Genomic DNA, 14,488 nt, shown 5'->3' on the forward strand with positions numbered 1-14,488 from the left:
GGCCGGAGCCTCGACGACCGCCTCGGCGACCGGAGCCGCCTCGACGACCGGGGCGGCGGTCTCGGCGGTCTCGACGGCCTCCGCCTTCGGCTTGCGGGTCCGGGTGCGGGTGGCCTTCTTCGCCGGGGCCGGAGCCTCCGCGATCGCCTCGACGGCGGCCTCGACGACCGCCACGGCCTCGGCCACGACGGCCTCGGCGACCGGAGTCGCCTCGACCGCCACCACGGCCTCGGCAGCGGCGGCACCGCCGCGCGAGCGGCGGCGGCGACGGCGCGGCGCGGCCTCGCCCTCGGCGCCCTCGACGGCCGGAGCCGCCGCGGCGGCCTCGGTCACGCCGGCGACGGCCTCGCCCTCGGTGCCGACCGCCGCGCCCCGACGGGTGCGGCGGCGCTCACGGTTGCGGCGCGGCTTCTGCTCCTCGGCCTCGGCCGCGCCGGAGCCCGGACGGTCGGAGCCCGGACGGTCGGAGCCGGAGCCGGCGCCCGGACGGTCCGAGCCGCCCTGGCCGCCGCGCCCACCGCGACCGCCGCGGGGCGCGCGGGCACCGCGTCCACCGGTCTCGCCGAGGTCCTCGACCTCCTCCGCGTTCAGCCCGGCGCGGGTGCGCTCCGAGCGCGGCAGGATGCCCTTGGTGCCCGGCGCGATCTTCAGCAGCTCGTACAGGTGCGCCGAGGTGGAGTAGGTCTCCTCCGGGTCGTTGAACGACAGGTCCAGCGCCTTGTTGATGAGCTGCCAGCGCGGGATGTCGTCCCAGTCGACCAGGGTGACGGCGGTGCCGGAGGCGCCGGCCCGGCCGGTGCGGCCGATCCGGTGCAGGTAGGTCTTCTCGTCCTCGGGGCACTGGTAGTTGATGACGTGGGTGACGCCCTCGACGTCGATGCCGCGGGCCGCGACGTCGGTGCAGACCAGCACGTCGACCTTGCCGTTGCGGAAGGCCCGCAGGGCCTGCTCGCGGGCGCCCTGGCCGAGGTCGCCGTGGACCGCGCCGGCCGCGAAGCCGCGCTGGGTCAGCTGGTCGGAGACGTCGGCGGCGGTGCGCTTGGTGCGGCAGAAGATCATCGCCAGCCCGCGGCCGTCGGCCTGCAGGATGCGCGAGACCATCTCGACCTTGTCCAGCGAGTGCGCACGGAAGATGTGCTGCTCGATGTTGGCGACGGTCGCGCCGGTGTCGTCCGGGGCGGCGGCCCGGATGTGGGTCGGCTGGCTCATGTACCGGCGGGCGAGGCTGATGACCTGGCCCGGCATGGTGGCCGAGAACAGCAGGGTCTGCCGCTTGGCCGGCAGCATGGTGATGATCTTCTCGACGTCGGGCAGGAAGCCCAGGTCGAGCATCTCGTCGGCCTCGTCCAGGACCAGCGCGCGGACCTTCGACAGGTTCAGCTTCTTCTGCCCGGCGAGGTCCAGCAGACGGCCCGGGGTGCCGACCACGATGTCGACGCCCTTGTTGAGCGCCTCGACCTGCGGCTCGTACGCCCGGCCGCCGTAGACCGCGAGCACGCGGACGTTGCGGACCTTGCCGGCGGTCTGCAGGTCGTTGGTGACCTGGGTGCAGAGCTCGCGCGTCGGGACGACGATCAGCGCCTGCGGGAAGTCGGAGAGCTGCTCCTCGGTCGCCCGGCCCGCGTCCACGTCGGCGCGCACGATGGCCCGCTCGATCAGCGGGAGGCCGAAGCCGAGGGTCTTGCCGGTGCCGGTCTTGGCCTGGCCGATGACGTCGTGGCCGGTCAGCGCGACCGGGAGGGTCATCTCCTGGATGGGGAAGGGGTGGACGATGCCGACGGACTCGAGTGCCTCGGCGGTCTCCGGGAGGATCCCCAGGTCCCGGAAGGTCGTCTTGATGGGTTCAGCGGTGGTGGACAGGGTGCTGCCTCTTCCGTTTTCGAAAGGGCCGAGAGCGAGCGGCGGGCGGGCAGCCGCGCGGCTGTCTACGGGCCTGGACGGCCCTGGTACAGCTGCGCGGACGCACAACCGCGCCGGTCCCTGCGGCCGGCCGGTGCGCGCTGCCCGGTGCGGGGCGCGTCGCCGGCGGCGTCGGGGAGGATTCCCGTGAGGGACCTGCGCGGGACCTCCGCCTCGGGGCGTGGTCTCGGCGGCCCTCGCTCGGCCACTGATGCGGTGCCAAGGCTTGAGGTCCAAGCCATGGTCGGAGCCGATCGGCTCTCCGACCGGGCATCCGCGTACGTGAGTACCCGTGCCACCGGTGCGGACACGTCCGGTTGGACGGTGCCGCTACGGAGGGTTCGCGCGGGGTACCGAGACGGCGGTGACACCATGCGAACACGACGGGCTCCGTACCACCATACAGTCAGGCGACGACTCGAACACGTGACGCGTCTGACATTGCCCCCGGCAACTGCCACCGGAGCGGCCGGTCCGGGCGGTCACCCGGGTGTGCCTGGTGGTGGGGCGGACAGGCGGGCGGGACTAAAGTTGCGGGTCATGGAGACCCATGGTGAGACGCAGGACGCGGCGGCCGGCTCGATCGGGGACTGGGCCGCGTGCTCGGCCGACCCCGGCTACCGGGCGGCGGTGCTCGACCTGCTCGGCGCGCTCGCGTACGGCGAGCTGAGCGCCTTCGAGCGGCTCGCCGAGGACGCCAAGCTGGCGCCCGACCTCGCCGACAAGGCGGCGCTGGCCCGGATGGCCTCCGCCGAGTTCCAGCACTACCAGCGGCTGCACGACCGGCTCGCCGAGGTCGGCGCCGACCCGCAGGAGGCGATGCGGCCGTTCGTCGAGCCGCTGGAGCTGTTCCACCGGATGACGGCGCCCTCGGACTGGCTGGAGGGCCTGGTCAAGGCCTACGTCGGCGACGCCATCGCGACCGACTTCTACCGCGAGGTGGCCGTCCGGCTGGACGACGACACCCGCGACCTGGTGCTGAGCGTCATGTCCGACACCGGCCACGCCCAGTTCGCCGTCGACAAGGTCCGCCAGGCGATCGAGGCCGACCCGCGGGCCGGCGGCCGGCTCGCCCTGTGGGGCCGGCGGCTGATGGGCGAGGCGCTCAGCCAGGCCCAGCGGGTGGTCGCCGAGCGCGACGCGCTGTCCAACCTGCTGGTCGGCGGCGTCCAGGTGCAGGGCTTCGACCTGGTCGAGGTCGGCAAGATGTTCAACCGGATCACCGAGGCGCACACCAAGCGGATGGCCGCCCTCGGCCTGGCCTCCTAGCGGCCCGCGACCTACCGGGGGTTCTCAGGCCGCCCGGTGCCGCCGCGCCGCGCGGTGGGTGCCGGGCCGGTGCGGGTGGTGCCGGTGGGCCGGGGCGCGCCCCGCGGCGAGGTCCGGCCGGGCCAGCAGCGAGGTGAGCACGCCCGAGGCCACCGCCGCGGCCGCGACGGACACCGCGGGCTGGCGGCCGTCCACGCTGAAGTGCGCGACCACCCCGCCGACCAGCGCCGCCGCCAGCGCGGTGCCCAGGACCAGGGCCCGGGCGGCCCGGAAGTACGCCGGGCGGGCCAGCAGGGCCGTGCCGCCCGTGACCAGGCCGACGAGGGCGAAGACGATCGACTCGACCAGCAAGGCTGCCTCCCGGGGGGACGGGCGTGCGGCACCGGCGCCGCACCCTCGCCGTACCCCGCCCCACCCGCTCGTACACGCGACGCAGCCCCACGGGCCACAGCGCCCCCGGACACGACGGTGCCCCGCTCCCTCATGGGAACGGGGCACCGGACGATGCTGTGCTGCGGCGCCTCAGGCGGTGCCGAAGCCGACCTTGCGGGCGGCCGACTCGCCGATCTCCACGTACGCCAGGCGCTCGGCCGGGACGATGATGCGACGGCCGTGCTCGTCGGACAGCGCGAAGATCTTCTCCGAGCCCTCCAGCGCCTTCGCGACCGCGCTCTGGACCTCATCGGCAGTCTGCGAGCTCTCGATCACGATCTCGCGGGGCGCGTTCTGCACGCCGATCTTGACCTCCACGGCTTCCGTCCCTCCGGGGTTGCAGCCTCCACGCACGGGCACCGGACCGCCTGGGACAAGCGTTCGCGGCGACCGTGCCGTACGGCTTCACCATAGAGCACCGGATCCCCGGCCCGGCGAAGGTCGGCGGATCAGCCCTGGTGGGCGGTGCCCTCGCCGGACTGCTCGCCCGGGTGCATCGGGAAGCCCTTCAGACCGCGCCAGGACAGGCTGGCGACCAGCCGGACCGCCTCGTCGCGGGGGATCGCCAGGCCCTGCGAGAGCCAGTACCGGGCGGTGATCTGGGCCAGGCCGCAGACCCCGGCGGCGAGCAGCTTGGACTCCGCCTCCGGCAGGTCGGTGTCCTCCTGGATCACCTTGCTGACGAGCGTCGCGCTCGCCTCGGAGGCCCGCTCGACCCGCTCGCGCACGGCCGGCTCGTTGGTCAGGTCCGACTCGAAGACCAGCCGGAAGGCGCCGGACTCGCTGGAGACGTAGTTGAAGTACGCCTCCATGGTGTTGGCCACCCGCTGCTTGTTGTCGGTGGTCGCCGACAGCGCCTCGCGGGTCGACTCGACCAGGGCGTCGCAGTGCTTGTCCAGCAGCGCCAGGTACAGCTCCAGCTTCCCGGGGAAGTGCTGGTAGAGCACCGGCTTGCTCACCCCGGCGCGGTCGGCGATGTCGTCCATGGCGGCCGCGTGGTAGCCCTGCGCGACGAACACCTCCTGGGCGGCACCGAGCAGTTGTTCACGGCGGGCGCTTCGCGGCAGGCGGGCACCGCGCGGGCGCTCCTGCGCCTCCTGGATGGCCGTCACGGCGCTCCTCACTTCGGGGTCTGTTCGCGGCTGGCAAGATGGCCGATTCTACTTTTCGGTAACCGCGTCCGCGTTCGGCGAAGGCGAGAAAAGACGATCGGCCTGGTTGTCAGGAGCCCACAATACGGCGCTGACCTCGGCCTCGGCAGTGGTGGAACGGAGGCGGCCGGCGGCCGGACCACCCCGGGGTTCCCGGGGCGGGCTCACTACCATCGTCCACCATGAGCAGCGCTGAGCAGCAGGTACGTACGGTCGAGGTCCCCGGCGCGGTGCTCGCGGTGCACCGTCCCGCTGTCGACGGCGCCGCCGACGGGCGCGAGCCCGGGCTCTTCGTGCACGGCCTCGGCGGCTCGGCCGCCAACTGGGAGGCCCTGATGGACCGGCTCGGCGGGCAGGTCGACGGCGAGGCCGTGGACCTGCCCGGCTTCGGCCGCTCCCACCCGCCCACCGACGGCAACCTCACCGTCTCCGGCCACGTCCGCGCGGTGATCGGCTACCTGGAGGCCTCCGGCCGCGGCCCGGTCCACCTGTTCGGCAACTCGCTGGGCGGCGCGGTCGCCGTCCGGCTGGCGGCGCTGCGCCCGGACCTGGTGCGCAGCCTCACCCTGGTCTCCCCGGCCCTGCCCGAGCTGCCCCCGCAGCACTCCGCCTGGCCGACCGCCCTGCTCGCGGTGCCCGGGGTGCCCGCGGTGCTGCGCCGGCTGTCCGCGGGCGGGCGCGACGCCGAGGCGGCCACCGAGGACCTGCTGCGGCTGGTCTACGGCGACCCGGGCAGTCTGAGCCCGGCGGCCCGGGCCGAGGCGGTGGCCGAGTACCGGCGCCGGCTGGAGGTGCCGCACGCGATGCAGGCGCTGGTCGGCTCGGCCCGCGGCATCGTCTCGGCGTACACCGAGCGCGGCGACCAGGCGCTGTGGCGGCAGGCCGAGCGGGTCGAGGCGCCGGTGCTGCTGGTGTACGGGCTGCGCGACAAACTGGTCTCCTACCGCTCGGCCCGCCGCGCCTGCGCGGCCTTCCCGGACGCCCGGCTGCTGGTGCTGCCGGAGTCCGGGCACGTGGCGATGATGGAGCACCCCGACGAGGTCGCCCGCGCGGTGCGGGAGCTGATCGCGCACACCGCGGGCTGAGCGCGGACCACGGCCCGGGCGCACACGGCGGGCCGGGCGCGGACCAGGGGCTGAGCGCGTGCCGTGGCGGGCCGACCGCGCGCCCGGGCGGGGCCGCGCGGGCGGCCGCGCATACCGCCCGGTAACGCCCTGGTCCCGGTCGAGGTCACGTCGGTTCACTCGATCAGGTGGCAGGCAGGCATGTGACCGATGGATCGGCCCGGGCCGGTCCTACCTTTCTGCTGTCGGACCGAACAGGTGTGGGGGAGTCGCGGCCGCCGGAGGAACCGGAGGGCGGTCGCGGCCGAGGTCCCGGCGGGTCGGGCCCGACCGCCGGAGCGGGCGCCCGGGGGAACGGAACGCGGCGCGTCCGCGACCGGGCCGCCCGGAGGCACCGCGGCGCCGGCCCCGGCCGACCGGACTCCCCGGCCCCGACCGTCCCCGCCGCCGTACGGGGGCACCCCGGGCCACTGCCCGGGCCGCCCGGGCACCCGTCGGTCCGTCCGTGGTCCCGCCCAGCGAATCCGCTCTGCCCCGGAGGTCTCCCGTGCGCGTTGCCCTGCTCACCGAGGGTGCCCGTCCGCATCCCCGCCGTGGTACCGGAGGCTGGTGCGACCGGCTCGCCGAGGGCCTGCCGGAGCACGGGTTCGAGCGGTACCTGCTCACCGGCCCGGAACAGCCGGGCGCGGCGGAGCGGCTGTCGCCCGCCTGGCGCGGCGCGTACGAGCTGGCGCTGTGGGGGCGCCGGCCGGGCGGCCGGGCACCGCGCGCGCCGCGCAGACGCCGGTACGCCGGGGCGTACGAACAGCTGGTGCGGGCCCTGGTGCTGCCCGGGGAGAGAGCGGGCTTCGGGCCCGGGCTGTACCGGCTCGCCGCGCTCGCCCGGGAGGACGGCACGCTGCCCGCCTTCCTGGCCTCCGCGCACGCCCGCCGGCTGCTGGAGCGGACCTGGCGGCTGCCCGGCGCGGACACCTCGGCCGGGCAGCCGCTGGTCTGCGACGTGCTGGTCGCGGCCGACCTGCTGGAACAGTGCCTGCGCCCGCTGTCCGCGCCCTGGTACGGCACCGGCCCCGGCGGCCTCGGCGCGGTCGACCTGTGCCACGTGGTCGGCGGCGGCCCGGCCGCGCTGCCCGCCCTGGTGGCCCGGCACCTGCACGGGGTGCCGTTCGTGGTCACCGAGCACGGACTGCACCTGCGCGAGCAGTACCTCGGCTACCGCGAGGCGCCGTACCGGTGGCCGGTCCGCGCCCTGCTGCTGTCCTTCTTCCGGGCGCTCACCGAGGAGACGTACCGGCGGGCCGCGATACTCACCCCGGGCAGCGCCCACGACCAGCAGTGGCAGCGCCGCTGCGGGGCCGATCCGGCGCGCACCCGGGTGGTGTACGAGGGCACCCCGGCGGTGGACCGCCCGGCCGCCGGGCCGGAACCCGCGGCGCCGACCCTGGTGTGGGCGGGCGCGCTGGAGCCGGGCCGGGACCCGGAGCTGGCGCTGCACGCCTTCGCCCGGGTCCGCGCCGACCTGCCCGGCGCCCGGCTGGTGGTGTACGGGGAGGAGGCGGCGCCCGGCTACCGGGCGCACTGCGCGGCGGTGGCCGAGCGGCTGGGAGTGGCCCCGGCGGTGGAGTTCGCCGGACGGCCCCGCTCGCTGGCCGGGGCCTGGGAGTCGGGCACGGTGGCGGTCTTCTCGGGACTCTCCCAGCGCAGCCCCCGGCTGCTCGCCGACGCGCTGCTCAGCGGCCGGGCGGTGGTCGCCACCGATGTCGGGGTGGCCCGCGAGGTGGTCGGGCCGACCGGGCTGCTGGTGCCCGCCCGCGATCCGCGCGCCCTGGCCGGCGCCTGCCTGGCACTGCTGCGCGACGAGGAGCGGCGGGGCCGGCTCGGTCTGGCCGGGCGGCTGCGGGCGCAGGAACGCTTCGCCGTGGAGCCGGTGATCGGCGCCTTCCGGGAGATCTACCTGGAGCTGGTCTCGCAGTACCCGGCCTTCCCCGGCGGCGGGGGCGGCGGCGAGGGCGTCCCGGCGCCGCGCCCCTTCGCCCGCCCCGCCGAGTACTGGCTGGCCGACGGCCCGCGGGGCGGCACCCCGCCGGACGGCGGCGCGCGGGACGCGGACACGGCGGCCGACGGCGTGCGGCCGGCCGAACTCGCGGAGGCCCGCTGATGTCCGGCGGCCCCCTGCCCGGCGGCAGCGCGGACCCGGTGCGCGAGGTGATGGCGGAGCACCGGGAGCTGTGCGAGCGCGCCGTCGACCCGCTGGAGATCGCCGCCGGGCTGGAGGAGGCCGGGCTCGGCCAGGACGCCGCCGCCCGCTGCCGGCACGCCGACCTGTTCTCGCTGGCCGAGGAGCTGTACGCCCGGGTGCCGCGCCGCCCGCCGCCGCCCGGGCCCGCGCAGCCGCGGTCGGGCGGGGCCGCGGCCCGGGCCGCGCTGACCGCCGCCGCGCTGGCCGCGCTGCCCTGCGCGGGGGCGGCCGCGCTCGGCCCGCGCTGGCCGGTGCTGCTGCCCGCCGCCGTCCCGCTGGTGCTGCTGCCCGCGCTGACCGCACCGACCCCGGCCGAACCCGGCCCGCCCTGCGCCGGGCCCGGGGTGCTGGGGCCCGGTCCGGCGCCCCGGCCGTACCCCGGCTCCCGGCTGCGGCCGGCGGCGCTGGGCCACGGGCTGGGCCTGGCCGCGCTGCTGCTGCTCCCGCCGGCCGTGCCGGGCGGGGACCGCCCGCTGGCCGTCGCGCTGGTGCTGGCGGCGGCGGTGTCGGCCGGGTCGGCCGAGCGGACGGCCCGTTGGTACCGGCAGCTCGGCCGCGGCCACCTGGGCGCGGCGGGCACCCTGGCGGAGTTCCGGGCCCGGATGCGGCCGGTGCTCCCGGTCGCGCTGGCCCTGCACCTGGCGGTGCTCGGGGTGCTGAGCTTCGCCGCGCTGGCGGTGCTGGCCGTCGTCGCCCCGCGTCCCGGGCCGGGCCACGGCGGCGGGCTGCTGCACCTGGCGGCCGAGCGGGCCGGCCCCGCCCAGTGGGCGGCGCAGGGCGTGCTGGGCCTGCTGGTGGTGCTGCCGGTGCTGCTGGCGCGGTGCGGCCGGCCGGCGGCGGCCGCGGCGGGGGCGTCGGCCGGGGCCGCCGCGGTGCTCGGCCCGCTCGCCCTGGGGCGCTCCGCCCCGGAGGCCTGGCTGCTCGGCGGCGGCACCGTCGCGGCGGCGCTGCTGGCGTACGCCGGGGCGGTGCTCGGCCGGGCCGGCTCGCACCGGTGAGCGCCGTCCGCCCGTTCGCCACCCCCCGTTCGACGTTTGTCGGGGCCCGGTTCACGGTTCCCGCTCCCGTCCCGTTCGTTGAACTTCGTTGAATCCGTTCCGCCAGGTCGTCCCGAGCTGGCTTCGTGGAAGGACGCCCCCGATGAGGGTGCTGCTGCTGGGCGCCGACGGCTTCATCGGCCGCCGGGTCACCGATCGTCTGCTGATGGACCAGGAGTTGCAGGTGACGGTGCTCGGCCGACGCGACTCGGCCGACATCCGCTTCGACCTGACCACCGGGAGCCCGGGCGCGCTGGCCCGGTTCCTGGACGCGGTCGCGCCGCAGGTGGTGATCAACTGCGCGGGCGCCACCTACGGCAGCTCGCGCACCCTGATCCGGTCGAACACGCTGGCCGTCGCGACGGTCTGCGAGGCCATCCGGCGCTGCCGGGAGCCGGCCAGGCTGGTGCACGTCGGCTCGGCGGCCGAGTACGGGCCGGTGCCCGGCGGGGTGCCGGTCTCCGAGCAGGCCGAGCCGCGGCCGGTCGGCCCGTACGGGGTGTCCAAGCTGGCCGGGACGGAGCTGGTGCTGGCCTCCGGGCTGGACGCGGCGGTGCTGCGGGTCTTCGACGTGGTGGGCCCCGGGGCGCCGACCGCCTCGCTGTTCGGGCGGCTGGCCGAGGGCCTGCGGCGGGCGCTGGAGCGGGACGAGCACCAGGTGCGGATGCCGGACCTGTCCGGGTTCCGGGACTTCGTGGACGTCCGGGACGTCGCGCGGGCCATCCAGGCGGCCGCGGTGTCGGCCGCCACCGGGGTGGTCAACATCGGCAGCGGGCACGCCGTCCGGGCCCGGGACGCGGCCCAGCTGCTGGTGCGGGCCTCGGGCTTCGAGGGGCAGATCGTCGAGGAGAACCGGCCGGTCCTGCTGCCCGCGCAGGCCGTCGGGGCGGGCGGCGACCACCTGCCGGGCCACCACCTGCCCGGGCACCGGCCGGAGGGGCACCGGCCGGAGGGCCGGGCGGTGCCGGGCGAGCCGGTGCCGTGGCGGCAGGCGGACGTGCGCACCGCCCGGGACCGTCTCGGATGGCGGACGCAGGTGCCGCTGGAGGAGTCGCTGGGCGACGTCTGGCTGGAGACGGCCTGCCGGGTGTGAGCGCCTCCCGCGCGGTGCCCCGGGCCCGTTGACCACGGGTTCGGGGCGCCTTCCGGGGGCCCGGCCGCGGGTTCCACGATCCGGTGCCGCCCGTCTCGCCCATCGGACGGGCTGTCTCGGAATACCGGGGGCGCGTGACACTGTTGGCCTAGACAGCCACCCGAGTGGCGGAGCAGCAACCCGCAGCGAGGCTGGCCCTGGCCACCCGAACAAGACCCATCGGAGTCCCCGTGTCGTTGCCACCCCTGGTCGAGCCGGCCGCCGAGCTCACCGTTGACGAGGTCCGCCGGTACTCCCGCCACCTGATCATCCCGGACGTGGGCATGGCGGGGCAGAAGCGGCTGAAGAACGCCAAGGTGCTGTGCGTCGGCGCCGGCGGACTCGGCTCGCCGGCCCTGCTGTACCTGGCCGCCGCCGGTGTCGGCACGCTGGGCATCGTCGAGTTCGACGTGGTCGACGAGTCGAACCTGCAGCGCCAGGTGATCCACGGGCAGTCGGACGTCGGCCGCTCCAAGGCGGAGTCGGCCCGCGACTCGGTCAAGGAGATCAACCCGTACGTGAACGTGGTGCTGCACGAGGAGCGCCTCGACAACTCCAACGTCATGGAGATCTTCGCCGGCTACGACCTGATCGTCGACGGTACCGACAACTTCGCCACCCGCTACCTGGTGAACGACGCCGCGGTGCTGCTGGGCAAGCCGTACGTGTGGGGCTCGATCTACCGCTTCGACGGCCAGGCCAGCGTGTTCTGGGCCGAGCACGGCCCCTGCTACCGCTGCCTGTACCCGGAGGCCCCGCCGCCGGGCATGGTCCCCTCCTGCGCCGAGGGCGGCGTGCTGGGCGTGCTGTGCGCGTCCATCGGCTCGATCCAGGTCAACGAGGCGATCAAGCTGCTGGCCGGCATCGGCGAGCCGCTGCTCGGCCGGCTGATGATCTACGACGCCCTGGAGATGAACTACCGCCAGGTGAAGGTCCGCAAGGACCCGAACTGCGCCGTCTGCGGTGAGAACCCGACGGTCACCGAGCTGATCGACTACGAGGCCTTCTGCGGCGTCGTGTCGGAGGAGGCGCAGGCCGCCGCCGCCGGTTCGACCATCACCTCGCAGCAGCTCAAGCAGTGGCAGGACGACAAGGAGGACATCTACCTCATCGACGTCCGCGAGCCCGGCGAGTACGAGATCGTCAACATCCCCGGCGCGGTGCTGATCCCGAAGAACGAGTTCCTGATGGGCGACGCGCTGGAGAAGCTGCCGCAGGACCGGAAGATCGTGCTGCACTGCAAGTCGGGCGTGCGCTCGGCCGAGGTGCTGGCCGTGGTCAAGGCCGCGGGCTTCGGCAACGCCGTCCACCTGGGCGGCGGCGTGCTCGGCTGGGTGAACCAGATCGAGCCGCACAAGCCGGTCTACTAGGACGCGCACGGGGAAGGGCCCGCCGCGCCTTGGATTCCCAAGGTGACCGGCGGGCCCTTCCCCGTGTCCGGGGGCGGCTCAGAGCGCGTTCCTGCGCTGGAGCACGTTGTAGGAGATCCAGCCCGGCAGCACCGGTAGCCAGAAGGTGAGCGCCCGGTAGAGGAAGACCGCCGGGGTGGCGACCGCGGGGGAGACGTCCGCGACGGTCAGGGCGCCGATCAGGGCGACCTCGACCGGGCCGATGCCGCCGGGGGTGGGGATCGCCGAGCCGGCCGCGTTGGCGGTCAGGAAGACCACCGCGACGGCCGAGAAGCTGACGTCGCCGCCGAAGGCCTGCACCGAGAAGTCCAGGCAGGCGGTGAAGGAGAGGGTCAGCAGCAGGATGCCGCCGAAGCCGGTGACCAGCTTGCTGGGCGTCTGCATCAGGTCGAGCATCCGCGGCACCACGCCGAAGAACAGCGAGCGCAGCCGGCCCAGCACGAACCGGCGCAGCGGCGCGACGGCGGCCACCACCAGGGCGAGCACGGCGGCGGTCAGCACGCCGATGATCACCGCGCGGGAGGCGGAGAGGTCCCCGTTGGTCTGGCTGCCGGTGATCAGGCCGAAGCTGAACAGCAGCAGCAGGTGCCCGGCCAGGCCGGCCAGCTGGGAGGCGCCGACCGAGGCCACCGCCTGGCCGGAGCGGATGCCGGCCTTCTGCAGGTAGCGGGTGTTGAGCGCGATGCCGCCGATCGCGGCGGGGGCGACCAGCTTGACGAAGGAGCCGGCCAGCTGGGCGGCGACGGTGCGCCGGAACGGCAGCTTCTCGGGCACGAAGCCGGTCAGGCTCATCGCGGCGGCGACGTAGCTGAAGGCGGCGGCGAGCAGGGCGGCCGCGGCCCAGGCCCAGTTCATCTGGGAGAGCTTCAGCTGGGCCGGCTTGATGGTGGTCAGGGCCAGGTAGGCGGCGAAGGTGAGCGCGATCACCATGATCAGGCTCTTCGGCTTCAGCCGTTCCAGCTTGGCCGGGGCCATCGGGGCCTCGGGGGCGATCTGGAGGATCTGGCCGCGGATGCGGCTCAGCAGGTCCTCGCCGGCCGCCGCGATGTCCTCCTCGGCCTGCTCCTGGGTGCGCTCGCCGGCCGCGACCTGCTCCAGCGCCCTGGCCCGGGCGGCGGCCTTGCGCTCCTTGGTGAGCTTGGCGAGGTCGACCCGGGTGGAGCGGCTCATCCCGACCGGCTGGAGCAGCGGCAGCGCCTGCGCCACCCGCTCGGCGCCGAGCACCGCGTTGGCGGTGGCGACGGCGCGCTCCGGGCCGATCCGCAGGGCGAAGGTGGTGAGCAGCTGGGCGACGTCGATCCGCAGGGTCAGGTCGGTGGCGGCGATGTCGCCGCCGGAGAGGTTGACCAGGCAGCCGGTCCGCCCGTCCACCACCAGCAGGGACTCGCCGGTGAGCCGGCGGTGGGCGATCCGGCGCTCGTGCAGGGCGGTCACCGACTGCCAGATCGAGGCCATCACCGGGTCGGTGACCTCCTCGTCGGCCAGCTCGTCCAGGGTGCGGCCCTCGACGTTCTCGTACACCAGGATCGCGGCGTCCGGGCCGAGCTCGGAGGTGGCGACCAGCTGCGGCGCGCGGGCGCCCGAGGCGGCCGCCGCGTACGCGATCAGGGCCTCCTGCTCCAGCGCCTGGCGCAGCGACTGGGGGCTGCGGCGCACCGCCACCGAGCGCAGCCGCAGCCGCCGCCAGGCCCGGTAGAAGAAGCCGGAGGCCTGCTGCTCGCGGTCGATGATGTGCACGTCCAGCGGGGGGCCGCCCTGCTGGGTGACCTGGTAGCGGCGGGTGCCGCCGGGGGCGTCGGGGGCGCGCATGGCACCGGCCGGGGTGAAGCCGACCTTGCGCAGGCCGATCATCAGGTGCTGGCCGGTGGGCCGGATGTTGGGGGAGCCGATCGCGTACAGCGTGCCGTACGCGACGGACCAGCCGGTCAGCACGGTGAGCAGCAGCGACAGCGGGGTGGTGTAGCCGCCGAGCAGCTCGGTGACCCCGCTGAAGACCACCACCACCCACAGGGCGACCCGCCAGCGCGGTCTGCTCGACATGCCGACGGCGGTCATGTAGGCGATCACCGGGGCGAGGTAGCCGTGCACCGGGTCGGTGAGGGTGCCGGTGCTGTCCAGCGGCAGCTGGGTCAGCGCGTCCCGGATGTGGTCGGAGGCGCCTTCGGCCACCCACCAGTCGATGCCGAGCGAGACGCCGTACGCCAGCACCGAGGCGAGCACGCCGTCGGCGACCCGCAGGCCGTCGCGTTTGATCAGCCGCTCGACCGCGAAGGCCAGCGGCACGGCGAGCACCGCGACGCTGGAGAGCAGGCCGGTGATGGTGGAGAACACCGCGGAGAAGTGCGGTGCGTTGGAGGCGATGTCCTGCTCGATGCCGGTGGTGGTCGAGGTGGCGATGCCGGCCAGCACGAAGACGGCGACGATCCCGAGGACGCCGGCCAGGAAGCGGATCAGGTCGGACGGGCGGTGCGCGCGGGCGGCGAGCAGCGGCTCGTCGACGTCCAGGTGCGGGGCCTCGTCCGGCGGCTCGGGCTCCCCGGGCGGGGCGGCGGGGGCCGCGGGCGCCGGGGCGCCGGTGGTCTCGGCCGGGGGCGGGCCGGGCTGCTCGGGGGTCTTCGCGGGTGCGGGGGTCTTGATCGTCCGGTCCTTGATCAGGGAGACTTCCGGCGTCGGCCCGGGTTCGGGCCGGCCCTCGCCCCCGCTCCCGGGCGCCGACGGCACGGCGGCAGCGGACTCGTCGGAGTCCTTGTCCACGCCCACGTCAGCCGTCCCGGTCATCTGGTCTTGTCCTCGTATCACCACTCACCGCCCCGGAAGATGGTGGCATGCCCCGGCGCCCCGTGCGGGACAGGGGGC

11 protein-coding genes are annotated in these 14,488 nt (G+C 75.5%); 6 read left to right on the top strand and 5 right to left on the bottom strand.

Going from position 1 to position 14,488, the window contains the following annotated elements; genetic code table 11:
• Positions 1 to 1,746 (bottom strand): DEAD/DEAH box helicase (locus ACFVU7_RS06110; RefSeq protein WP_388044491.1); only part of this gene is annotated, 1,746 nt, incomplete at its 3' end.
• Between the two features lie 693 nt (positions 1,747 to 2,439).
• Here ACFVU7_RS06110 and ACFVU7_RS06115 point away from each other — a divergent pair.
• The gene (locus tag ACFVU7_RS06115) at positions 2,440 to 3,168 is read left to right on the top strand and encodes a ferritin-like fold-containing protein (RefSeq protein ID WP_049660234.1); all 729 of its coding nucleotides are present in this window, start codon (positions 2,440 to 2,442) and stop codon (positions 3,166 to 3,168) included.
• A gap of 24 nt (positions 3,169 to 3,192) precedes the next feature.
• On the opposite strand, the gene ACFVU7_RS06120 is transcribed toward ACFVU7_RS06115, so the two are convergent.
• The 3 genes from ACFVU7_RS06120 to ACFVU7_RS06130 all read right to left on the bottom strand — a co-directional run bounded on the left by ACFVU7_RS06120 (position 3,193) and on the right by ACFVU7_RS06130 (position 4,712).
• Positions 3,193 to 3,519 carry a hypothetical protein gene (locus tag ACFVU7_RS06120; protein WP_074001381.1) on the bottom strand — a complete coding sequence of 109 codons (327 nt, stop codon included), beginning with the start codon at positions 3,517 to 3,519 and terminating at the stop codon, positions 3,193 to 3,195.
• Positions 3,520 to 3,690: 171 nt separating this feature from the next.
• Positions 3,691 to 3,918 carry a DUF3107 domain-containing protein gene (locus ACFVU7_RS06125; RefSeq protein ID WP_049660675.1) on the bottom strand — a complete coding sequence of 76 codons (228 nt, stop codon included), beginning with the start codon at positions 3,916 to 3,918 and terminating at the stop codon, positions 3,691 to 3,693.
• A 131-nt stretch (positions 3,919 to 4,049) separates the two neighbouring features.
• Complete coding sequence (locus ACFVU7_RS06130; protein ID WP_049660673.1) at positions 4,050 to 4,712, bottom strand: TetR/AcrR family transcriptional regulator; 663 nt, start codon at positions 4,710 to 4,712, stop codon at positions 4,050 to 4,052.
• A gap of 221 nt (positions 4,713 to 4,933) precedes the next feature.
• Here ACFVU7_RS06130 and ACFVU7_RS06135 point away from each other — a divergent pair, with 221 nt between their 5' ends.
• The 5 genes from ACFVU7_RS06135 (at position 4,934) to moeZ (ending at position 11,593) form a co-directional block, all read left to right on the top strand.
• Positions 4,934 to 5,836, top strand: a complete 903-nt coding sequence (locus ACFVU7_RS06135; protein ID WP_117489448.1) for an alpha/beta fold hydrolase — start codon at positions 4,934 to 4,936, stop codon at positions 5,834 to 5,836.
• A gap of 526 nt (positions 5,837 to 6,362) precedes the next feature.
• The gene (locus ACFVU7_RS06140) at positions 6,363 to 7,973 is read left to right on the top strand and encodes a DUF3492 domain-containing protein (protein ID WP_388044492.1); all 1,611 of its coding nucleotides are present in this window, start codon (positions 6,363 to 6,365) and stop codon (positions 7,971 to 7,973) included.
• A complete protein-coding gene (locus ACFVU7_RS06145; RefSeq protein ID WP_388044493.1) occupies positions 7,973 to 9,052 on the top strand; it encodes a hypothetical protein in 1,080 nt (359 codons plus the stop codon). Before ACFVU7_RS06140 ends, ACFVU7_RS06145 begins: the two co-directional genes overlap by 1 nt.
• Before the next feature lie 142 nt (positions 9,053 to 9,194).
• The gene (locus ACFVU7_RS06150; RefSeq protein WP_049657289.1) at positions 9,195 to 10,184 is read left to right on the top strand and encodes an NAD(P)-dependent oxidoreductase; all 990 of its coding nucleotides are present in this window, start codon (positions 9,195 to 9,197) and stop codon (positions 10,182 to 10,184) included.
• Between the two features lie 230 nt (positions 10,185 to 10,414).
• Entirely contained in the window at positions 10,415 to 11,593 is a 1,179-nt protein-coding gene (moeZ, locus tag ACFVU7_RS06155) for an adenylyltransferase/sulfurtransferase MoeZ (RefSeq protein ID WP_074001386.1), read from the top strand.
• A gap of 78 nt (positions 11,594 to 11,671) precedes the next feature.
• Here the strand turns inward: moeZ and ACFVU7_RS06160 are convergent, their stop codons facing one another.
• Positions 11,672 to 14,410, bottom strand: coding sequence for a lysylphosphatidylglycerol synthase transmembrane domain-containing protein (locus ACFVU7_RS06160; protein WP_234348593.1), 2,739 nt, complete (start codon positions 14,408 to 14,410; stop codon positions 11,672 to 11,674).
• Between the last annotated feature and the right edge of the window lie 78 nt (positions 14,411 to 14,488).

Source organism: Kitasatospora sp. NPDC058046, assembly GCF_042885595.1.
Lineage (GTDB): Bacteria > Actinomycetota > Actinomycetes > Streptomycetales > Streptomycetaceae > Kitasatospora.

Coding starts and splice junctions, on each gene's coding strand:
- ACFVU7_RS06115 (WP_049660234.1), top strand. CDS start 2,440: ATGGAGACCCATGGTGAGACGCAGGACGCGGCGGCCGGCTCGATCGGG.
- ACFVU7_RS06135 (WP_117489448.1), top strand. CDS start 4,934: ATGAGCAGCGCTGAGCAGCAGGTACGTACGGTCGAGGTCCCCGGCGCG.
- ACFVU7_RS06145 (WP_388044493.1), top strand. CDS start 7,973: ATGTCCGGCGGCCCCCTGCCCGGCGGCAGCGCGGACCCGGTGCGCGAG.
- ACFVU7_RS06150 (WP_049657289.1), top strand. CDS start 9,195: ATGAGGGTGCTGCTGCTGGGCGCCGACGGCTTCATCGGCCGCCGGGTC.
- ACFVU7_RS06160 (WP_234348593.1), bottom strand. CDS start 14,410: ATGACCGGGACGGCTGACGTGGGCGTGGACAAGGACTCCGACGAGTCC.